The 21,562-nt window shown below is 38.7% G+C and carries 26 protein-coding genes; 21 read left to right on the top strand and 5 right to left on the bottom strand.

The annotated features are described in order from the left end of the window. Positions 1-275 precede the first annotated feature (275 nt). From J7I80_RS03925 to J7I80_RS03915, 3 genes are all read left to right on the top strand, one after another. On the top strand, positions 276-1,292 hold the full coding sequence (locus J7I80_RS03925; protein WP_214736092.1) for a C40 family peptidase: 1,017 nt from the start codon (positions 276-278) through the stop codon (positions 1,290-1,292). 264 nt (positions 1,293-1,556) lie between these two features. Beyond that, positions 1,557-1,913, top strand: a complete 357-nt coding sequence (locus J7I80_RS03920) for an STAS domain-containing protein (RefSeq protein ID WP_192471792.1) — start codon at positions 1,557-1,559, stop codon at positions 1,911-1,913. Positions 1,914-1,917: 4 nt separating this feature from the next. Continuing rightward, entirely contained in the window at positions 1,918-2,319 is a 402-nt protein-coding gene (locus J7I80_RS03915; protein WP_214736091.1) for an anti-sigma regulatory factor, read from the top strand. Positions 2,320-2,396: 77 nt separating this feature from the next. Here the strand turns inward: J7I80_RS03915 and J7I80_RS03910 are convergent, their stop codons facing one another. Further along, the gene (locus J7I80_RS03910) at positions 2,397-2,531 is read right to left on the bottom strand and encodes a BA3454 family stress response protein (RefSeq protein WP_158651627.1); all 135 of its coding nucleotides are present in this window, start codon (positions 2,529-2,531) and stop codon (positions 2,397-2,399) included. A gap of 364 nt (positions 2,532-2,895) precedes the next feature. Between J7I80_RS03910 and J7I80_RS03905 the strand changes: the two genes are divergently transcribed. Both J7I80_RS03905 and J7I80_RS03900 read left to right on the top strand, forming a co-directional pair. Then, positions 2,896-3,045, top strand: coding sequence for a hypothetical protein (locus tag J7I80_RS03905; protein WP_214736090.1), 150 nt, complete (start codon positions 2,896-2,898; stop codon positions 3,043-3,045). A 335-nt stretch (positions 3,046-3,380) separates the two neighbouring features. Then, positions 3,381-3,989 (top strand): hypothetical protein, encoded by a 609-nt coding sequence (locus tag J7I80_RS03900; protein WP_214736089.1) that lies wholly within the window; start codon positions 3,381-3,383, stop codon positions 3,987-3,989. Between the two features lie 68 nt (positions 3,990-4,057). Here J7I80_RS03900 and J7I80_RS03895 read toward each other — a convergent pair whose 3' ends face one another. Next, on the bottom strand, positions 4,058-4,510 hold the full coding sequence (locus tag J7I80_RS03895) for a hypothetical protein (RefSeq protein ID WP_214736088.1): 453 nt from the start codon (positions 4,508-4,510) through the stop codon (positions 4,058-4,060). Between the two features lie 174 nt (positions 4,511-4,684). On the opposite strand from J7I80_RS03895, the gene J7I80_RS03890 reads away from it, so the two are divergent. Both J7I80_RS03890 and J7I80_RS03885 read left to right on the top strand, forming a co-directional pair. Then, positions 4,685-4,822 (top strand): hypothetical protein, encoded by a 138-nt coding sequence (locus J7I80_RS03890; RefSeq protein WP_214736087.1) that lies wholly within the window; start codon positions 4,685-4,687, stop codon positions 4,820-4,822. 125 nt (positions 4,823-4,947) lie between these two features. Next, on the top strand, positions 4,948-5,418 hold the full coding sequence (locus J7I80_RS03885; protein ID WP_214736086.1) for an STAS domain-containing protein: 471 nt from the start codon (positions 4,948-4,950) through the stop codon (positions 5,416-5,418). Positions 5,419-5,455: 37 nt separating this feature from the next. Here J7I80_RS03885 and J7I80_RS03880 read toward each other — a convergent pair whose 3' ends face one another. After that, positions 5,456-5,881, bottom strand: a complete 426-nt coding sequence (locus J7I80_RS03880) for a CBS domain-containing protein (protein ID WP_214736085.1) — start codon at positions 5,879-5,881, stop codon at positions 5,456-5,458. A 134-nt stretch (positions 5,882-6,015) separates the two neighbouring features. Between J7I80_RS03880 and ltaE the strand changes: the two genes are divergently transcribed. The 11 genes from ltaE (at position 6,016) to J7I80_RS03830 (ending at position 16,602) form a co-directional block, all read left to right on the top strand. Next, positions 6,016-7,041: a low-specificity L-threonine aldolase gene (gene ltaE / locus J7I80_RS03875; RefSeq protein WP_214736084.1), complete on the top strand. Its 1,026-nt coding sequence runs from the start codon at positions 6,016-6,018 to the stop codon at positions 7,039-7,041. Positions 7,042-7,277: 236 nt separating this feature from the next. After that, positions 7,278-7,583, top strand: coding sequence for an antibiotic biosynthesis monooxygenase family protein (locus J7I80_RS03870; RefSeq protein WP_214736083.1), 306 nt, complete (start codon positions 7,278-7,280; stop codon positions 7,581-7,583). After that, on the top strand, positions 7,580-7,948 hold the full coding sequence (locus J7I80_RS03865; protein ID WP_214736082.1) for a hypothetical protein: 369 nt from the start codon (positions 7,580-7,582) through the stop codon (positions 7,946-7,948). The genes J7I80_RS03870 and J7I80_RS03865 overlap by 4 nt, the downstream gene beginning before the upstream one ends. Before the next feature lie 11 nt (positions 7,949-7,959). Beyond that, the gene (locus tag J7I80_RS03860) at positions 7,960-8,622 is read left to right on the top strand and encodes a cobalamin B12-binding domain-containing protein (RefSeq protein ID WP_214736081.1); all 663 of its coding nucleotides are present in this window, start codon (positions 7,960-7,962) and stop codon (positions 8,620-8,622) included. After that, the gene (locus J7I80_RS03855) at positions 8,609-9,355 is read left to right on the top strand and encodes an STAS domain-containing protein (protein WP_214736080.1); all 747 of its coding nucleotides are present in this window, start codon (positions 8,609-8,611) and stop codon (positions 9,353-9,355) included. The genes J7I80_RS03860 and J7I80_RS03855 overlap by 14 nt, the downstream gene beginning before the upstream one ends. 426 nt (positions 9,356-9,781) lie before the next feature. Next, the gene (locus tag J7I80_RS03850) at positions 9,782-11,062 is read left to right on the top strand and encodes a S8 family peptidase (protein WP_214736079.1); all 1,281 of its coding nucleotides are present in this window, start codon (positions 9,782-9,784) and stop codon (positions 11,060-11,062) included. A 181-nt stretch (positions 11,063-11,243) separates the two neighbouring features. Further along, the gene (locus tag J7I80_RS03845) at positions 11,244-12,464 is read left to right on the top strand and encodes a helix-turn-helix domain-containing protein (protein WP_214736078.1); all 1,221 of its coding nucleotides are present in this window, start codon (positions 11,244-11,246) and stop codon (positions 12,462-12,464) included. 342 nt (positions 12,465-12,806) lie between these two features. After that, positions 12,807-12,935, top strand: coding sequence for a hypothetical protein (locus tag J7I80_RS23445; RefSeq protein WP_285289112.1), 129 nt, complete (start codon positions 12,807-12,809; stop codon positions 12,933-12,935). Between the two features lie 113 nt (positions 12,936-13,048). Then, positions 13,049-15,334, top strand: coding sequence for an ATP-dependent DNA helicase (locus J7I80_RS03840; RefSeq protein WP_214736077.1), 2,286 nt, complete (start codon positions 13,049-13,051; stop codon positions 15,332-15,334). A gap of 109 nt (positions 15,335-15,443) precedes the next feature. Next, positions 15,444-15,977 carry a sigma-70 family RNA polymerase sigma factor gene (locus J7I80_RS03835; protein WP_353050080.1) on the top strand — a complete coding sequence of 178 codons (534 nt, stop codon included), beginning with the start codon at positions 15,444-15,446 and terminating at the stop codon, positions 15,975-15,977. Further along, positions 15,967-16,602: a hypothetical protein gene (locus J7I80_RS03830; RefSeq protein ID WP_214736075.1), complete on the top strand. Its 636-nt coding sequence runs from the start codon at positions 15,967-15,969 to the stop codon at positions 16,600-16,602. Before J7I80_RS03835 ends, J7I80_RS03830 begins: the two co-directional genes overlap by 11 nt. A gap of 27 nt (positions 16,603-16,629) precedes the next feature. Here J7I80_RS03830 and J7I80_RS03825 read toward each other — a convergent pair whose 3' ends face one another. Then, the gene (locus J7I80_RS03825) at positions 16,630-17,367 is read right to left on the bottom strand and encodes a uracil-DNA glycosylase family protein (protein ID WP_214736074.1); all 738 of its coding nucleotides are present in this window, start codon (positions 17,365-17,367) and stop codon (positions 16,630-16,632) included. Between the two features lie 204 nt (positions 17,368-17,571). On the opposite strand from J7I80_RS03825, the gene J7I80_RS03820 reads away from it, so the two are divergent. From J7I80_RS03820 to J7I80_RS03810, 3 genes are all read left to right on the top strand, one after another. After that, positions 17,572-18,333 (top strand): MerR family transcriptional regulator, encoded by a 762-nt coding sequence (locus J7I80_RS03820; RefSeq protein ID WP_214736073.1) that lies wholly within the window; start codon positions 17,572-17,574, stop codon positions 18,331-18,333. 176 nt (positions 18,334-18,509) lie between these two features. Beyond that, positions 18,510-18,785, top strand: coding sequence for a YkvA family protein (locus J7I80_RS03815; protein WP_214736072.1), 276 nt, complete (start codon positions 18,510-18,512; stop codon positions 18,783-18,785). A gap of 149 nt (positions 18,786-18,934) precedes the next feature. After that, positions 18,935-19,762 carry an STAS domain-containing protein gene (locus J7I80_RS03810; protein WP_214736071.1) on the top strand — a complete coding sequence of 276 codons (828 nt, stop codon included), beginning with the start codon at positions 18,935-18,937 and terminating at the stop codon, positions 19,760-19,762. A 29-nt stretch (positions 19,763-19,791) separates the two neighbouring features. Here the strand turns inward: J7I80_RS03810 and J7I80_RS03805 are convergent, their stop codons facing one another. Next, positions 19,792-21,534 (bottom strand): AAA family ATPase, encoded by a 1,743-nt coding sequence (locus J7I80_RS03805; protein ID WP_214736070.1) that lies wholly within the window; start codon positions 21,532-21,534, stop codon positions 19,792-19,794. Positions 21,535-21,562: the final 28 nt, after the last annotated feature.

Here is a 21,562-nt window from a genome sequence, read left to right as displayed (position 1 = left end):
GACCTTGTTATGACAATGAACTGGGTCAACTGGCATAGTCACTTAAAATTACAGCAAGATTAAGCTTATATTTCAATAGTGTAACAAAAAGGGGTCTTAAAAGGAAAAAAGAGCCTGTAATCCCTTCAAAATTGGGATTTTGCGAACTTTTGTCATGAAAACGATATTTTTACCAGAGGAAAACAATTCCTTGTAAACCAATATTTATAGATTCAAAACTAGTTTGGGAAACTCTACTATTAATTTGTAATCGAAATCAAAGGAGTTGCTCTAACATGAAAAAACAGCTTTTGACGGTGGCTGCAACAGCCGGGATTTTATTTACATCATTCAATGGTTCTGCAAGTGCTCACGATAAATTACACACAGTTCAATCTGGAGATTCTTTATGGAAACTTTCAAATATATATAATGTTGCTATAAATGATATTCAAAAGTGGAATAATCTATCAAGCTCAACCATCTATGTAAATCAAAAACTATCAGTTCTAGCGCCGCACAGTCATTCAACTGATGCTAGTACTGCCGTAAGCACATCTGGTACTACTTATGTCGTAAAGACAGGCGATACGTTATGGGGAATATCAAAATCATATGGAATGTCCATTAGCGGACTTAAATCATTGAACGGGCTAAAATCCGATGTGATTCATCCTGGACAAAAATTAAAAGTATCTGGGACTGCAGCTACAACGGCAGCAACAGCACCAGCCAGCTCATCCAGCACATATACAGTCCGTAGCGGAGACAATTTGTCAACGATTGCTGCTCGCCATAATTTATCGCTATCACAATTGATGTCTATCAATAATCTTAAGTCGCATCTTATCTTCCCTGGTCAGGTATTGAAGCTATCGGGTTCAGCTGCAACACCAGTTGCTACTAATGTATCATCAGCAAGCACTCCTGTTATGGCAACATATGGTTCTACCTCTAAAGTGAACTCATTAATTGCTGAATCCAAAAAGTATATTGGTGTCCCTTATGTTTGGGCAGGAAGCACGCCGGCAGGGTTTGATTGTTCAGGATACTTAAACTATGCATATAGCAAAGTCGGTATTTCAATCCCGAGAACAGTTGCGTCCATTTGGGATGCTACAAAACCTGTTTCTTCACCACGTGTAGGAGACCTAGTGTTCTTTGAGACATATAAGGCAGGTCCCTCCCATGCAGGTATTTATCTAGGCGATGGTAAATTTATTCATGCCGGTTCTTCAAGAGGAGTAGAAATCAGTGACATGAATAACTCTTACTGGAAGCCACGATACCTTGGGGCAAAAACTACATTTTAGTCAGTTGTTTAAACCTTTACCCAGCTCTTTGACTTTTAAAACCTCCTGACCGGAGGTTTTTTATTTTATTTATTATTTTGTTATCCTTTGTGCTTAACATACATTAAACACTGCTTTTAATTTGTAAACCACTTGTTATATAGCGTATAATCCAATTAAAATCTTATTTACTAACGTGCAAGTGTTTGGATGCAGACCACCTTGAAGGAAATTTATTTGTACATAGTGAATTCTGGTGAGTTTAATGATTTGGAGGCATATAAAATGAGAATTCCTATATTAAAATTAAAGGATTATTTATTAGTTTCAATTCAAGTAGAACTAGACGACCAAACGGTACTGACTTTTCAAGAGGACTTATTGAATAAAATTAAGGATACAGGAGCGAAAGGTGTTGTCATCGATTTGACTTCTGTCGATATGATTGATTCGTTCATTGCCAAAGTTTTAGGCGATGTAATCGTAATGACAAGCCTAATGGGTACGAGAGCTGTCCTGACAGGTATCCAGCCAGCGGTCGCTATTACTTTGATAGAACTTGGCATAACATTGGAAAATGTCCATACTGCACTGGATCTTGAACAAGGAATTTCGATATTAAGCCAATTGTTAGAGGGTTAACCAGATGACAGAACCGATTATTATTAATATTAATAATGAATTTGATATAGTGCTTGCCCGTCAGAAAGGGAGAGAAATCTCTAAAGAACTCCAATTTGGTGGCGTAGACCAGGCAAGAATAACGACAGCAATATCGGAACTCGCAAGAAACATTTATTTGTACGCGGGCAGCGGCCAGATTACAATTAACGTTTTAGAAGAAAATGGACGAAGAGGTATTCAGATATCTGCTGCTGATAATGGGCCGGGCATAAATGATATAAGGATGGTCTTGCAGGACGGGTTTTCAACCTCAGGTGGTCTTGGTGCAGGACTTCCGGGGGTTAAAAGGTTAATGGACAATTTTGATATCGATTCCATGCCGGGAACTGGGACAAAAATTACGATTACGAAGTGGGCCAGATAAAAGGAACAAGGATTTTTAAAAAATGAAAAGCAATTTAAAAAAGGATGTTCAGCGAACTTGAACATCCTTTTCCCTATTTAAAAGAGCCATTGCTCTTGAACTTGCTTTCGTGCCATCTCTAAAATTTCTTCCTCTGATGTTTCACGGTCTGCAATGACATTTGTTAAATAATTTTTCCCCTTTAAATCCACCGTTACTGTTATTTCTCTCATTTTACATTTTCCTTTCCTTCTGTATTTACATGGTAAGTTAGGCTTTAACGTAAACTTTGCTGCCTTCACACCGGTGAAGTATTACGGATCGTTTTCTCTATCCGATTTGGAAGCTTCTTCGAAACCCTGAAACCTTTCCAGTTAAGAAGGTTCTTGTTATTCTAATTACCATCTATAGAGTTTATGTAAACATCCTGGACAGGCAGAAGTTCACAATCTGTTTGTTTTCGGTGTCTTGATCAGTCATAAGCATCGGTGAAATTAGATAACTGCTGGGAACCAAACATTTGCTCTTCTGCATTTGTGTTTGGTTGTTTTTCCATTAGGGAATAGCATGAATACTAAGGCTAAGGAGGGAATTACCATGGCAGGTTCAAAAAAGGATCAGCAAAGCTTGGCGGAATACGAACGAGAAAAATTAGGGGAAGCTAAAAAGATTGATGAGTTCAAGGATCAAGGAAGGGTTCCCGATCAGCAAAATAGGTTAAAAGACCAGGAAAATCTTAGAAAATAAACAAAAAACAAGCTGGACATTGTCCAGCTTGTTTTTTGTTCCCAGTAAGGAAATGTGAAGCCTCTGATTCATGTGACATCATTTTGATCATGCAGACCAATCTGCTGCGGACACTTAAAAAATGCTGTTCGGATGATGATAGGGCGCATGAGAATGCGTCTAGAGATTGAACCTGCAATTAGCTTGTTTATTCATACATAATATTATTCAAGGCAGAATTTAATAATGTTCAGCTGGAATTTTATAAAAAAAATATCCTTTTAGGAAGGAAATTTTTTACTTTAAGGTGAATATATATTATAGAAATATAGAGAATAGAAAAGGGGAACAAGATTTTGAGTGCTCATAATGCTGACCGTGCGGGGAGCTTGCTGATAACAGTCGCCGTTATTCTTCTCTTCGCATCTGTACCAATTGGTATTTTTATCGTTACTTTCATTCATCAATCGGTTTACATTCATAAGTCCCACTGGTTCTTTGACAGTCCGATGTCATCCTATGTTGCAATGGTTGCAGTGTTTTTGATTATACCAGTATTACTGATCATCATAGCAATCTATCTTTTTAAAACAGATGAATCGAGAAAGAGGAGTTTCAATGTTTTTATTGCCTCCGCACTCACACTGGTAATCATGGCTGCTGGAGGCTACTTGAGCATTGACAATTACTATTATATGGACAAGAATGCCTTATATTATGACGAACTTTGGAAATTAGAACAAACTGTATATCCGTGGGATAAAATTACAGAGATGAAACAAATCAACAAAAAAGAGAGTGGTACCCTAACACCTGACAAAGTGATCTTTATTTATGATGATGAAAGAATTGAATTGCCGTTGACTCCAAAGCTTAGTAATGAAATTGATCCTGTAATCAGTTATATTGAGAACACCAAAGGGGTCGAACTGGTCATGGAGAATATCACTATTGATGAAGAATAAGCGAAAACCCTTCCATCAGTTTAGCGGAAGGGTTTTATTTAATTCTAAACGATTAGACATAATAACATTTAACGTTTAGACTTTTGAAATAAATGCTGAAAACCGTAGGCAAAAATTGCAAATGAATAAATGATACTTAAAAAATGCAGTGGTTTCAGCCGCTCTAATTGATAGATGTTAATTTTCTTAAAAAACTTAGTGACGGGAAATGCTAATAAATAATCAATCACCAGATTTATTCCTAAATACTGCCAGATGTTACCGTAAGCCAGACGGAAAATCCATAGATTTGTTACAAAAAAAGGACCTAAAGTGAAACAAAGGTCATTGAAAATACGGGTTTTGATACTTCCAGATACTTTCCATAGCTTGTATGGATGAGATATTACCAATAAGATGGATACCATTCCTGTAACAAATATCGTGACAGGAAGAAACCGTTTGAAGTCACGTTTCGGATATAAGAGTAAAGTGGCCCAGGATATTAACAGCATACCCAGCCTGAATATATTATGTAACATGGTTGCTCCTTTCTTATAGATAAACACGAAACATTTGATGTATTAATGAATAGTTTCTCCACATATGCAAAATATAATAATGAGGTTAGGAAAATTAATGGTTGTTTTAAGGGAAAAAATCATGATAAATTTAAACATACACATGACTTTTATCCTATTAAGGAGAATTCTGCCATGATTAATGAAGAGGAAAAATTAATTTTTCTAAAAGAACTTGGACGTTTGATTGATGATTACAAGAGATGCTGTGATGACGAATATCAAGAACAAATTTATGAAGATATCATGCATTTAATTAATGTTATACATTGAGGGTTATAGGGTGACCTTTTACTTGCTGCTTCGATAATAGAAGCAGTTTTTTTCTATACAAAATATTCCTCAAAAGGTATCATAGTAAAAGCAAGGTGAATACGTCATCGGAGGGGTTTGGAATTTTGGAAACAAATAGACTCAAGGAGCTAGAGAAAAAAATTCAAGAATATGAGACGATTATTTCTGAAATGTCCGCGCCAATCATACCTTCTATTGTTCCTCAGACAATACTGGTACCTATTACAGGGTTAATTCGAGCAGAGCGATTTGATAAAATAAGCGGGAAAATCCTTCACTTTATCCATAATAAGGACATAGAAACGGCAATTATAGACTTAACTGATATCAGTGGAGAAAGAATTGAGGATGTTTGCCTTGAAGAAATAGGCAGGGAGCTTCATGAAATGGCTTCTTCTATCTCATTGATGGGTGTCAAAACGTTATTTGTTGGAATGAATCCAGAATTGGTCAAGCGGATGGTCCTTGATGGAATAAAATTAGAAGCACAATCTTTTTCAACCTTTCAAGCAGCCTTAAAGCATTTAATGAAGGAAAAAGGGCTGGAATTCAGAAAAATAACAGAATCAGAATAAAATACCCCGCCAGCCGGCGGGGTATTTCAATATTAATTTACTTTTCAGGCTCTGCCGGAGTTGAAATATCCTCAAGAGCTTGTCCTGCTTCATCATCAAGCTTTTCCGTCACGGCCAGGTCTCCTAATGATATAATTCCAATCATTTTACCATCTTCTACAATTGGGAGTCTTCGTATTTGTACGTCTGCCATCAAATCTGCAGCCTCCTCGGCCGTCATATGAACAGTGCCGCGCACTGGATCGGTTGTCATGACTTCTGATATGGGTGTATCCAATGAAGTGTTTTGCGCGACTGCTTTCAAAACAATATCCCTGTCAGTAGCCAGGCCTGTCAACTGGTCATTCTCGCAAATAGGCATTACCCCAACATCAAGATCCTTCATTTTAGAGGCTACCTCGTGAATGGGTGTGTCAGGACTGCAATATTCTACGTCTCTAGTCATAACTTTTTCGATATTCATACTGTATTCCTCCTTTTTTTAGTGTATATAAAACAAATACCCGATTGCTTTCCAATAGAAACTGTTAGTTTTTTGCAGGTTCTGTTGGTAGAATATGAATAAATACGAATTTACATAGAAATGAGGGGGAAGTAATGATTGACTTAAGAAGCGATACTGTCACAAAACCTACTGAAGAAATGCGCAAAGCAATGTACACAGCAGAGGTGGGTGATGATGTCTATAAAGAGGATCCAACAGTCAGGGAGTTAGAAGAAACGGCAGCTGAAATACTTGGCAAGGAGGCGGCCTTGTTTGTCACAAGCGGAACACAAGGAAATCAAATTGCTGTTTTAACGCATTGCCGACCAGGACAGGAATTGCTGTTGGAAGAAGAATCACATATTTTTTATTATGAATCTGGTGCAGTAGCTGCCCTTGCCGGAGTCCAGACCAGGACCATTCAAGGGCACAGGGGAGCCATGGATCCACAGGATGTTTTGAATTCAATCCGAACTGAGGATATCCATTATCCAGAAACAGGGTTGATTTGTTTGGAAAATACGCACAACCGAGCAGGGGGAGCAGTTATTCCGGTTGAAAATATGAAAGCGATCTATAGTATTGCCCAAGCCAATAAAGTACCTGTTCATCTCGATGGTGCCAGATTGTTCAATGCCGCAGCGGCTGCAGGTGTGAGTGTGAAGGAATTCTCCAAAAATACAGATACAGTTCAAATATGTCTTTCAAAGGGACTCGGAGCACCGGTTGGGTCAATCATAGCTGGTGATGGAGAATTCATCTCAAAAGCCCGTAAATGGAGGAAGCGCCTTGGCGGCGGTATGAGGCAGGCTGGTGTCATCGCTGCACCTGGTTTGATTGCCCTGACTAAAATGAAAGATAGACTTGGAGAAGACCAATGGAATGCAAGGGTACTGGCAGAAGCAATCGAATCGATCCCTGGAATGAAACTTGCCAGACAGCCGGAAACAAATATTGTCGTCGCAGATGTAGCAGGCTTGAACATCCCTTCCGATGTATTTGTAGAGAGGCTTCGCTCTGAAGGAGTCATCGCCGGTACGTTTGGGCCTACTTTTGTAAGGTTTGTAACCCATTACGATGTAAATGAAGATCAAATCCAGGAGGCAATCGAAGCGATCACGACGGCAGCCAGACAATAAGACGAAAGCTGGATGGGCTTACATCCAGCTTTTTTATTTACACTGTATCAGGTTTCAAATCAACCCAATTTCTCCCTCTCATAGCTTAATAGTATATTATCTAAATGATAATAATTTAAACAGCTACTCTAAAAGGTGGTCTGCTATTTCTACTGTGAAGATAGTAAATTTGAATGGTTACTGCTAGAAATGTATACTTGTACTATGTTTTAAAAGGGATGAGGGGGAAATGGATTATGTATATCGTTCATTCAACTGTGAATATACCAGAAGGCAAGGTTGATGAAGTGATCGGCATCTACCAAAAAAGATCGAGACTAGTAGATGAATATGAAGGATTTATTTCCTTTCATTTGCTGCAAAATGAACAAACACCATCAGAGCTGACCGTTCAAATTTGCTGGGATACAAAGGAAAATTATATAAAATACATTACGAGTGACGCATATAAGAAGGTTCATGAACTTGAAAAAAATTATCCAGACCAGGAACTGGCGACAATCCGGCCCTCAGTCGGTCGTTACAAGGTGGTAGCTGAATGAACCTCTCATTAATGAATTCAATTATAGAAGAAGTTACCGAAGGGATTTACAGGGATTATCCCGTCCTGCTCGAAAAATATGGAGAACGGGGAAGGCAAAAATGCAAAGAGGACAATGAGCATCATATTAAGTATCTCCAAACTGCTGCTAGCATGGATGAAGAAAAATACTTTATTGATTATGCTCATTGGCTAAATGGCATCCTGACCTCCAGAGGGATGAAAACAGAGCATCTTATTGATAATTTTCAAAGATTGATAAGTGCCTTTGAAAAGTCCAATGATGACAAACGTGTGAGGGTATTTATCCACATGCTTGAAAGCGCAATTGATTCATTATCAGGTGAGGCAATAATAGAAGAATGAGGTGAGGTGAGATGGAGAAGGCTATTGAGCTTTCGCAGCTATTGCTTGAAGGCGATCAAGATGCTTCCTGGGAATTGTTAGAAGCAGAGATAAAGGCATCAAAAGACAGTTTATATATTTATGAACACATCATTACTGCTGCAATGAGACATATGGGTCACTTGTGGGAGACCAATAAAATCACTGTTGCCGATGAGCATCTGGCAACTTCAACCTGTGATTATTTATTGGCAAGATACATTTGGCAAAAGGGAAAAAATCAGCCGGTCTCTTCCATTGGGAAAAAAGCGATGTTTCTTTGTGTTGAAAATGAACAGCATTACCTTGGACTGAAAATGGCTAGCCAGCTGTTCATTGAATATGGTTGGGAAACAAAATACCATGGTCCAAATCTTCCCCTGGAATATATCAAGAAAGCCGCTGAGGAATGGAAACCAGATGCTATTTGCCTCTCTTTTTCAATTCTTTATCATGCAGAGAACCTTCGCCCTTATATTAAAGAATTGGAGGAGCTTCCAAACCACCCAGCCGTCATTGTAGGTGGGCGACTCTTAAGTCAGTACGAATTTGATCGATATGGTTCGGAAAAGACGCTTTTCCATAAAAACCTGGAAGACGTAAATGATTGGCTTGACCGTCATCGGCATGGAGTGAAATCAAATGTTGGATCTTAAATTTTTGCCCCAACCATATTTTTTAATAGACCTTGACTATAATATTCTTGATTTTTCTCAAGTAAGCTCAGAATTATTTTATATAAGGAAAAATTTTCTTGACCTAGTTGACAGGGAAAGCCAGGGTAAAACAAAAAACATATTGGGGAATTTGGAAGGCAGGTCGGAAGGCGAATTGATCATGAAAACCAAAGAATCCCCATATGCCCTGTTTGACTTAAGTGTAAATTGGAATGACAGGCGGGGTCATATCATTTGTATTGAAAAAGACCATCGCCTTATAGAATTAGAAAGTATAGTTGAAAAACACCGTAAACGGCTGGCAGACACAAATCTTGAACTGCTTGAAAAAAAAGAGCTGGTCGAAAAAACGCTTTTCGAGATCAAAAGTCTTTCCTGCCCATTCATTAAGTTAACCCAAAGTACAGCCTTGGTGCCTCTTTTTGGTAACCTTGATAGTGAATTGATCAGCCAAAACGAAAAGAGGGTATTGGAAAAGTCACAAGATGGGGGCTATCAAGAGGTACTGTTCGATTTTAATGGTGTCGGAAATTTAACAAGCGAAGGTGTTGAAGCATTCGTTGCTCTTGTTAAGGAGCTGCAGGTCATGGGGCTTCAGCCATGTATTATCGGGATAAAGCCGAATCATGCTTTTTACCTTAATAATTCAAAAACTGTCCCCGATGTGCCTTTTTTAAATACTCTCAGCAAAGCATTTAAAAAATCTTTTTAGAATGAACACTTCGATAATGACTATCGGAGTGTTTTTTTGTACTTCAGAAGGCTGTGTTTTTGGCCGTTTCTTATGTCCTTTTTCCCAAAATACCCTCTATGAAAGCAATCGGTTTCCCAATATTTTCGAATGGAGATTTACCATTTTTTTATTTTGCCAGCAGCAGCAATTTTTAGTATTAATTAGAGATGCATATATGGAAGTGAAACAATATTACATAGTTAAAGTTCCAGCAGGAACAGGTTATTGAATTGGAAATGTTAATGGTAAACCTATACCAAGTAAGCGCCAATACAGAGTTTTTATACACCATTTTTCCCAATCAAAACGGCTCGGTTATCTGTTGATATTAGCTGAAAATTTAAAATATACTTATTTCTGCAGCCGGCAAGCTGTAAAATTTTCAAAGGTGAGAGGAGCAAGAGAATGAAGAAGAAAAGAATATTCGGATCCGCAGTACTTAGTTTAGCAATGGGTATTTCGATGTTTGCGACAGGGGCTTTTGGTGCGGGAGTACAAGAAAGCCAGGATACTTATCGAGTTTTAATTAAGGGTCCGAGTGCAGAACAAGCAAAAGCGAAAGAACAATATGGCAAGCGATGGGACTTTGGTAATCAAGGATTCACTACAGAAGTAAACAGCAAGCAATATCAGGCTTTGTTAAAAAATAAGAATATCGAAGTTTCCCAGGTGGACACTCTTACAATCGACGCCCGAGTAGAAGGGAATGGAAACGGTAAAGGCAAGGGTGACTATACTGCTCAGGCATCTTATCCATCTGACCAGACTCCTTGGGGAATTCAAGCGATCTATAATGATAACTATATCCAATCTACAAGCGGCGGGAATGGGATCAAGGTAGCCGTCCTTGACACAGGGATTAACCGCAATCACATTGATCTGACTGATAATGTTGAACAATGTAAGGATTTCACCCAATCCTACTCTTCAATGGTCAATGGATCATGTACTGACCGTCAGGGCCACGGCACACATGTTGCCGGAACAGCTGTCGCGAATGGCGGATACGATGGAGCAGGAGTGTATGGAGTAGCGCCGGAAGCTGAACTTTGGGGCTATAAGGTGTTAGGCGATAATGGTTCAGGGTATTCAGATGATATCGCAGGGGCAATCCGACATGCTGCAGATGAAGGTGTTCGCACAGGAACCAGAGTGGTTATTTCGATGTCATTAGGTTCAAGCGGCAAGGATTCCATGATTGCAAGTGCTGTTGACTATGCATACAGCAGAGGTGCATTAGTTGTTGCAGCAGCAGGTAACAGTGGACCAAGTGCTAACACGATTGGATATCCAGGCGCTTTAACAAATGCAATCGCGGTAGCGTCACTGGATAATGCCTTCGTAAATGGCACCCATAAAGTATCAGATTTTTCTTCTCGTGGTAACCCATATACGGACGGCGACTACTATATCCAGGAAAAGGATGTTGAAGTAGCAGCACCTGGCGGCGGAATTTATTCAACAGCCGTAGATGGAAACTATGCTACGATGAGCGGTACATCAATGGCTACACCACACATCTCTGGCCTTGCAGCTAAATTATGGTCTGCGAATAAATCTTGGAGCAACTCTCAGCTTCGCTCTGAAATCCAAAGACGCGCGAAGCTATATGACATCAAAGGTGGAACAGGAGCAGCTACTGGCGATGACTATGCATCAGGTTTTGGTTTCCCACGCGTAAGATAATAGCAAACTCACATCCATGCCAGCCATCCGGGTTGATTGATCCGGGTGGCTTTATTTTATTATTTGTTGTACTATATGAAGAAACAATTTATAAAATATAGAATTTTTAAAAAATAGTACTTTTGCACTGTTTAAAAAGTTAAAAAAGATGGTAGATTAAAAGAAAACGGAAGGTGAATGTATGCAGTTTGGACCACTCATTAAATTTTATAGAGTTCAGCAAGGTCTAACACAGAAGGAACTGGCAAATGGCATATGTTCAGTTCCCCATTTAAGCAAGATCGAAAGCAATTCAAAGGAAGCCAATGAAGAAACCATGGGCCTGTTGCTTGAAAGGCTTGGCGTCAATCTTGCTTCTATCACAGAAAATGAGGATCAAATTAAACAACTAGTGGCGGAGCTGAATGAAAAAATTGATTATTTTTTGAACGATGAAGCCGATGATGTGATGGAAAGATTAAAGGAGTTTGAAGGGATAATTCCATTTTCCAATAATCTACATACATATGAACTAGCGAAATACAGGTATCTGATTTTTAAAGAAATGTTGAATGCCGCACAAAAACAATATGACCTTTTAAATAAACAGAAGAATATATTTTCCCAACCTCAATTGGCTTTATTTTCCTATCTTTATGCTGTATGGTTATTAAAGAAAGGCATATATAAAAAAGCAGATGACTTATTGGGATCGATTGGTAAGGATTCCAAAATAGAGATTGCTAGTGGCGAGTTGTTTTACCACCGAGCAATCGCTAAGACCACCTTAGAAGAACCTGGATATGCTATTTATTACGGAAAGCTTGCTCTGCAGGAATTCATGGAAGAACATAATTTTAAACGAATACTTCATGCAATGATGTTACTCGGAATCAACTATACTCACTCAAAAATTTATGAAGAAGCACAAGATTGTTTTAAACATTTAATTAGGAATGCAGAGTTATTGAAAGAAACAAAACTTTTGCCAGAGATTTATCATAATATGGGATACTTACAAAAGAAATTGGACAATGTCGAGGACGCGCTTCTTTTCTTTGAGAAGAGTAAATCCTTACAAACAAACTATAATGCCCATTATCTGATAACAACTTACTCTATCGGAGAGATTTACTTAGAGTTAAATAATGAAATCAAAGCTCGAGAAGCTTTTCAGGAGGTTTACGAACTATCCAAGAAGTTGGAAAGTCGTAAATATAGAATACTTTCAAACTATTACCTAATGAATCTTGAATCGCCTGAGAAGTCACTTGCTTATACAGAAGCTAAAGTTATACCTTACTTGGAAGAAAGTGATGGCAAAAGTGAGGAATTAATTGGATTTTACAAAATGCTATCAAACCACTATCAGCAGATAGGCAGGTTTGATCAAGCAGTAAAATATATTCAAAAAATAAATTAAATGGAGGAATGAAAACATGAAAAAGAAGTTTTTTGCTTTATTCACTGGTGCAATGGCTTTAGGAGTTTTAGTTGCTGGTATGCCACCAATCCTGCCTCCAATCTGATTAAAAAAAACAAAAAGGGTCCTAAATTGGACCTTTTTTGTTTTTTCGGCGTATTATCTTTAAGTATTTAGATGGTGAATTATAAAGAGGATTTCAAGTTGGCCTAAACTGTAGATTTTAAAACTTGGGAAAATTTTCTCGATGTTAAATTACCCCCAGAACCCTCATATAATAAACGAACTATTTTCACGAAGCCGGACATAGGTTCTGTCCAGCATAAAATGAGGAGGTTCGGTATGGGAACAATTAGCATGGATATTGACGAGCTGTTGAATGAGACAACGGAAATTGCTGAAAATGATCTGAGTTTTACACTGAACCCAATTGAGATTGACACTTTGCTTGAAATAACTCGCCATTGGTAAGATATTAGTCCGTTCCAGGATTCTCTGGGACGGATTTTTTATATGATTGGATATATAAGAACATATGTACTATAATTAATTATAATCATTTTTAGATTGGGCCAGGTGAGTGGATGAAGAATGAAATGAAGATATCGGTGAGAACTTTGGCGGAGTATGTATACAAAAGTGGAAGTATCGTATCCGGGTTCAGGACTGCTTCATCGTTTACCGAAGGTTCTCGAATCCATCGTGAAGTCCAGAAAACATATAACGAACAAGATCAAAGTGAAGTTTTTTTAAAGACTGAAATAGAATATGAAAACATTCATTTTATTATTGAAGGCCGTTGTGATGGGCTTCTTATAAAGGATGGGCGGATCACCATAGATGAAATTAAGTCAACCTCTTTAAGCCTTGAATTGATCAATGAAGACAGTAATCTTGCTCACTGGGCCCAGGCAGAATGCTATGCTTACATGTACATGGAGGATCATGAATTAGATTGTATCGATATCCAGCTTACATACGTGCAGAAATCATCCGGTGAAGTGAAAAGATTCATAAAAACTCGGACATATGATGAAATAAGAGAAGCAATGTTGATAATGGTATCTGCATTTGCTCCTTACGCAAAATGGCGTCTAAAGCATGAACGGAATAGGAATCAGAGCATAAAAGATTTGGAATTCCCTTTTGCTCAATATCGTAAAGGACAACGTCAGCTTGCTGGATCGGTATACAAAACAATTCAGGAAAAGAAGACTATTTTCGCAAGTGCTCCTACTGGCATCGGAAAGACCATTTCTACACTCTTTCCGTCTGTTAAAGCAATCGGCGAGGAACACCTGGGTAAGATTTTTTATCTGACTGCCAAGACAACTACCAGGCAAACAGCAGAGGAAGCTTTTAGCCAACTGTTTGATCATGGCCTTCAAATGAAAGCAGTGACCATAACGGCCAAGGACAAAGTTTGCTTTACAGAGCAGGGGATATGCAATAAAGACCATTGTGAGTTTGCGGAGAGTTATTATGACAAAATCAATGGCGCTATCCTCGATATCTTACAAAATGAAAATTCTTTAAATCGACCATGTATTGAACAATATGCCCTCAAACATAAGATTTGTCCCTTCGAATTTTCTCTGGACCTTGCATACGCAGCTGACACAGTCATTTGTGATTATAATTATATATTTGATCCAAAAGTATCATTGAAACGTTTATTCGATGACCAAAAGAAAGAAACTGTCCTTCTTGTTGATGAGGCTCACAACCTGGTTGACAGAGGAAGGGATATGTTTTCATCTACTTTAGAAAAGACAGCATTTTTGCAGCTGAAAAGGGACTTTAAGGGGACAAACGAAAATATACATAGGATTTGCAAGCGAATAAACGACTGCTTTATCAAAATAAAAAAGCAGGCGGAACCTTCAAAAACAATGGTGTTTAAGGAACCGCAAGGAGAACTAAATCAGTTGGTATTGGAATTTATCGACTTTGCCGAAAAGGAGCTTCTAAGTGATCGATCTGAGAACCCTGAGCAGTTGCTTGATACCTATTTTGCGGCGCAGAATTGGCAAAGAATCAGTAAGCTGTTCGACGACCGTTTTATTTTATATGCAGAGGTTCAAAGGAATGAGGTTATAGTAAAGCAATTTTGCCTTGATCCTTCTTATCTGATTAAGCAAGCAGGTAAAAGCTTTAAGTCCCGTGTTTTCTTTTCGGCCACCTTGAGTCCTATTGGATATTACCGTGATATGTTAGGTGGAGACGATGATGATTATGTTGTCAGAATTCCCTCTCCATTTTCACAAGAACAAAACCAGGTAATGATCCAACCTTTATCAACAAGATATAAGGATAGAGAAAACTCGATAGAACCAATTGTTAAAACACTGATTGAGACCATTCAAAGTAAGCCAGGCAACTACTTAATCTTCTTTCCTTCCTATCTATATCTTAATTCGGTATGGGAATACTGGAATCATGGCAATTACGGGATACCTACAATTGTTCAGGGTACAGGGATGGGAGATGCCGAACGTGAAGCGTTTCTGGAATCCTTCAAACCAGGCGGATCAGGTTCTCTGGTTGGTTTCGCTGTCCTGGGAGGGATTTTCTCGGAAGGAGTAGATTTAAAGGGTGATCGACTGAATGGTGTATTGGTAGTGGGTGTTGGTCTGCCTCAGATCGGCTTTGAGCGGGATTTGATCAAACAGCATTTTTCATCCAAAGGGAAAAATGGATATGATTACGCCTATGTTTATCCTGGGATGAATAAAGTGCTCCAGGCTGGCGGCAGGTTGATACGGTCAGAAAAAGATACAGGAACGATCATATTGATCGATGATCGGTATTTACAGCATAAATATCAGTCTCTGCTTCCAGATATATGGAGAAGATATGGGATTTTATAGGGAAACATCCTGCAAGTAGTACAGGATGTCTTTATTTTGTATTTTTTTAGAGGATTTAAAGCCAAAGCGGCGAAACTTCCGTCTAATGAATAAGAACGGTAACAAGGGGGTGCACCTATTGCTGAAGTTGATAAAAAAAGCACAGAAGGGAAATGACAAAGCATTTCTCGAGCTTTTCCAGCAATATGAGGAAGATCTATACAAGATGGCGTTTATATATGTCAAAAACCAGAATGACGCATTGGATGTTGTACAGGAAACTGCGTACAAGTCTTTCAAATCCATTAAAGAACTGAAAGAGCCCAAATACTTTAAGTCATGGCTGATCAGAATAGCCATCAGCTGTTCCCTCGACATTCTTAGAAAAAGGAAAAAAATTGTGCCGCTGAACCCCGATTTTGATGAATATATTTCCGGAGCAGTTGATGAAGATTTAACATCCGGAATTACTTTAAAGGGAATGATTGAAGAGCTGCGGGAAGAAGAAAAAAGTGTAATCCTTCTCAGATTTTATCAAGGAATGACATTAAAAGAAGTTTCAGAAACATTGAATATACCACTAGGTACAGCAAAGTCAATATTGTACCGGGGATTGGGCAAGCTTCGCAAAGACTTGGAGGGAGATGAGGTAAATGAGCAATAAAATCCAAACAGAAATGAATAAAATTGAAATACCCAAAGAATTGAGTAAACGAAGCAGAATTGGGATTGACAAGGCAAAAACGGAAGTAGGAAAAAGCAATAATAAGAAATGGCTCGCCTTTGCAGCCCCCGGCCTTGCTGCGATCATTGCCCTGGGCATCGCCGGTCCTGGATTGCTTTCTAATCAGCCTCCCGTAAATCACGTGATTCAAACGGTACAAACCAGTCATGCTTTTGATGTGACTGACCCACAAAGGCTTGTCGGATGGGCTGACAATGTGTTCATTGGAAAAGTCATAAAGATGTCTGGAACTTCTGAAGAAAGAGGGATGCTTGAAACACAGTTCAAAGTGGAAGTAGCAGAGAGCATCAAAGGTGAATTGCAAGGTGAGGTAACAGTCAACCAGCAAGGTGGCTATGATGGGAAGAAGCTGATTCTGGTGGAAAATGACCAGCTGCTTAAAGAAGGAGAAAGCTACCTGTTCATATCCAGGAAGAATGAAGAACATGACTTTCATACAGTAGTTCCGGTATACGGAGACATTTTAATTAACAGTGAAGCACATAAAGAGGAACTGTTAACCAAATACGAAAAGGCGTATCAGGAAGAAATTCCATTTGAGTAAGTTTAAAAGACCAAGATCATCGGTCTTTTAACTTTTTCGGAAATAATCACTGATTGTATCTTTCATTCTTTCTTTATTCTTCTCGAATTGCTGGAGGCGATGTCCATTCGCTCCAGAAGGATGTGGGAAGCCTAATAAAATGTTCTCTTTTTTAAATATGCCTTCCTGTATATATTGAGATAAAACTTCTTCCACTCCTTTTCCAAGCGGAATGACTAAGGAGTTTTGAAGGTCGGCTGCCTGAGGCTTGAAGTATTCTTCAAGAAAGTGAGTCAATAATTCATTCTTCAGGATCTTCGGGTTATGTCCGGCATAGTTCTTGCAATTGGCAAAGGCGGCATACGGAATCAGAGACGTAGTATGTAGCAAGAAATCCTTATCGCCAAAAAGCTGCTCACAGCTTTCCAATTCCAGACATATGTTCAAACCTAACTCGTCTAGCATTTGGGTGATATTTTTGCGAAGTATCCCAAAAAACCGTGCTTCACGCTTACAAATATAAGGAATGTCATTAACTGAAATGTTGTCCTCCAGACATTTACGGGCAACAGCAATCGATTTATTCATTTGTTGAAAACCTGGTGTAATTCCTATTATAAACACCCTGGCCTCTTTATTGATATATTCGTTATGTGTACAATAGTAAATCTCAATGTTATTTTCCCTGGCCATCAGGAAATCTGATGATAAAATTTCACCTCGAGAATAACTCTCTTTTAAAGGAAGATCTGCAATTTTATCGAAGTACTTCTCCATTTTGTCCATGCTTATCCTCCATACCATTAAAAGTTGACTGGTTCTGTTATTTCCTTTTCAAACATCTCCAATTATATAGATAAGACTTTACTCCAGACAAGCTAATAAAGAGTATGTATTTTTTCTTCTCTAAATTTTTTAAAGCGCTTAATAAAACTATTGACTCTAACGTTGCGTCATACTTTAAGATTGGTATGTGGAGGTGATCGAGAAATGTACAAAGTAAAAGAAGTTGCAGAGTTAACAGGAGTAAGCGTACGTACCCTGCATCATTATGATCGTATTGGTTTACTCAAGCCAGAAGCCTTTTCCTCTGCCGGGTATCGCCTTTACTCTGAAGAGAATCTTGAGCGCCTTCAACAGATAATGGTTTTTAAGGAAATGGACTTTTCTCTTCAAGAAATAAAGGAAATTATTGAACGGCCTGAGTTTAACCGCAAAGAAAATTTGAAAAGGCATAAAGAATTGCTTTTAGCCAAAAAAAAGCGGTTAGAAGAGATGATCCAGACAGTTGACCAGACAATCGATTCAATAGAAGGAGGCTTTAAAATGGCAGATAAGGATATGTTCAAAGGATTTGATATGAAGGAAATAGAAGAACACCAGAAGAAATATAGCGAGGAAGCTAAGAAGAAGTATGGAAAAGAGACCGTCGAAAACGTAGAGAAGAGGACTTCTGGATATTCAGCTGAAGACTGGGGAGACATCCAGAGTAAGACTGAGGAAATTTATAAGCGGCTTATTGCCGGAATGGATAAGGGTCCAGAAGCTCCAGAAGTACAGCAGGCTGTAGCAGATTGGCGTCAATTTATCACTGACCATTATTATGATTGCACACTGGAGATCTACCGCGGGCTGGGGGATTTATATGTGGATGACCCCCGATTTACAAAAAATATAGATAAATACCAGCAGGGACTAGCAGCATTCTTTAAAGTAGCGATCCATTTCTATTGTGATCAACAGGAAAAGTAAATTAATGTGGTATTAATTTAGTTCGGAAAGCAGCCAATTAAATTTGGCTATTTTTTGATTTCTGATATGAAACAAATCTACTCTTTAAACGTATTAATGATAGTCAGATTTACTTGAATGTTTTAATAATCAAAAATAAGTGAATGTGGATAGTACGAGTTGAAAGGAGTGCTGTTATGAAAAAGTTTTTGAAAAGAATCAGGCTTGTTTTCAAAGTGAAAAGATTCATCCCTTTTTTAATAGAGTTCTTTACTTCCGGGTTAGTGCCATTAAAACAAAAATTAATTTCAATTGGATTGATCATTGGCTATTTTCTGCTGCCATTCGATATCATTCCCGACTTCTTAACGTTGATTGGTGTAGTTGATGACGTAGGTGTGCTGCTTATCATTTTTCAACAAATCATAAAAATGGCCCCGTCTGAGCTAAAGGATAAACATAAAATGGAATAAAAAATAATTGCAGGATGAAAGTCTATAAGATTAGGTTAGCTTCCTATTATTTTATATGATGCAGGATTTTTGGTATAATACAGCAATAGAGAAAATTGCATCTGGTTAACTTGTTCAGTATGGTGCATTTCGAGGCGGGAGGAAGCTTGATGCATAGAAATCAAGGCTTATATGAATTTCTCAAGGAAAACAGCTATAATCTAACTGAAGAATGGTATGAAAATATCGATAAACCAAATACCGCAGGTGTCTACGTGTCCAATGATCCTGAGCTAATTGCTGCTTTAAAAAAACAAAACCATGATTTCCACTTGCACTTTATTGAATTATTCAATAGAGGGGAACAAGAATTTTTCCAGGACTTTGAACAATGGATAATCGAAATAGCTAGTGATAGTGAACATATTAATACCCCTATTCATTACGTGATCAAGGAATTTAAGAACGTCAGGAATCAGTATTTTAAATATGTCCGTAAATTTGCCCAGAAGAATCCGGAGATAAAGAGGGAAGAAGTTGATGCTTGGTATGACATCATCCTTAAGGAAATGGACGAAGTCATTTTACGATTCGTCGAAGCTACATATAAATACTCACAAAGCATTTTGAAAGCCCAGCAGGCAACCATCAATGAACTAAGTGCACCTGTCATCTCATTAAGCAACCATCAAGGCTTGCTGCCTCTTATAGGAGATATTGATACAACAAGGGCAAAAATGATTCTTGAAAATACTCTTAAGCAATGCAGCAAGAGGGATATTCATCATCTATTTGTCGATCTATCAGGTGTGGCAATGATCGACACTATGGTTGCCCATAAAATCTTCCAGCTTTTGAACGCATTAAAATTAATTGGCGTAAAGACAACACTTTCCGGCATCAGACCAGAAATCGCCCAAACAGCCGTTCAGCTTGGACTTTCTTTCAAAGATACAGAAATAAGAACTAACCTGGCTCAGGCTCTTGATCAAAAATAAAAAAGGCTTTCCACGGAAAGCCTTTTTTGTTACGCCATTACATATTGATCCTCACGAAAACCAGTCTTATCCTGGACTATTTCATCTACTTCTGAGCCTTCCAATGTTTCTTTCTTTAGCAATTCTTCTACCAGCACATCAAATTGATATTTGTGAGCATTTATGATCATTTCAGATTTTTCTAGAGCGTCATCAAAAAGTTCCTGCATTTTTGTTTCTTTCAAACCTTTGCTGAATGTTAGTGAGAAACCTTCCTGCAGCAAGCCTGTATCAACCATTTGCTCTATAATCTGTTTAGCCTGCTGGACATCACCGCTTACTCCGATACTGTGTTCACCGAGAATCATCCGTTCAGCGACACCGCCAGCAAGGATCATGGCGATCCTATCAATTAAGTCGCTATGTGTAGACAATTGAAGTTCTTTTGGAATCGGAGCCACGTATCCTAGTGCCTGCCCTCTAGGTATAATAGTTGCTTTGCGGACTGACCCTGGTTTAGTTACTGCAGAAACTAGAGCATGTCCTGCCTCGTGGATCGCAACCCTGCGCTTCGTATCTGCATCCTGAAGAGTGCGGGAAGTACTTCCAAGGATTGTCCGGTCAAGAGAGTAATCTATATCACTCTTCGAAATGAAATCCTGTCCATTCCTTAATGCTCGTCTACTTGCTGTTTCAAACAATGAGTGCAGTTCGGCGCCTGAGAATCCAGAAGTACTTTCAGCCAGGTCGTCCAGTGATGATGCAACATCAGCAGCAAGGTTTTTCCCTTTTATATGGATATTAATGATTTCTCTTCTGCCTTTCGTATCTGGAAGAGGGACATTGAATGAGAAATCGATACGGCCAGGGCGAAGGAATGCATCATCTAGCATGTCTTTTCTGTTTGTAGCTGCGATGAAAAGGATTCCATCGTTTGAATGTCCTCCGTCAAGCTGGACAAGAAGTTCAGTTAAAGTCTTCTCGCCTTCTTCACCGCCATGAGGCTTACGCTTCCCTGCAAGGGCGTCGACTTCATCGATAAAAATAACGGCTGGACCTTGCTTGCGTGCACTTTGAAATAAGCTTCGAACACGTGAGGCACCTACACCGATGAACATTTCATTAAATGCAGATCCACTGGCTGAGAAAAAGTTAGCATTCAATTCACGAGCAATAGCTTGAGCAAGCAAGGTTTTGCCTGTACCTGGAGGTCCATATAACAGAATGCCCTTAGGCGGCTTAATGCCCATTTTTGCCGATCTTTCTGGTTCTTTCAGGATTGAAAGAGTCTGGAAGATTTCCTCTTTCATTTCTTCCTGTAATCCACCAACATCTTCTAAAGTAATCGAAGGCAGAGGGGTAGGCTTTGATAAACTATTCTTCATTCTATTGCCTGTGCCAATGCCACCAGTTTTCTTTTGGATTACAAACGCAGTACCTAGCAAAAGCAATAACACACCACCGAGGATCCAGGCGCCATATTTGCTGTTATTCATATATTCATAGTTTATATTATTTTTTTCTACTAATTTATCGACCATCTGGCTGCCGGGAGGAACTTGGGAAACTAATGTAGAATCTTTAGTTTTAAGTACTAGAGTTCCATCCATTTTTTCTGTAAGAGTGGCTTCGCTGCCATTAAGGCCTTCTATAGTCTTGACAAGAGAAGAAAAGGGGACAGATACTTTATCATCAGTATTTTGAACGACAAATGTCGCTGCAATCGTAACTATAACCATAAACACCGCAAAAAGCGGAAGGATCTTGGAAACAAACTTCGGATTAGAATTCATGGTTTCAGCTCCTTATCAATTCTATATC

It is taken from the genome of Bacillus sp. ISL-41 (assembly GCF_018613235.1).
In the GTDB taxonomy this organism is placed as follows: Bacteria; Bacillota; Bacilli; order Bacillales; family Cytobacillaceae; genus Mesobacillus.
Note: the sequence above shows the minus strand (reverse complement) of the source record. Positions and strands in the feature narration are given on the sequence as shown.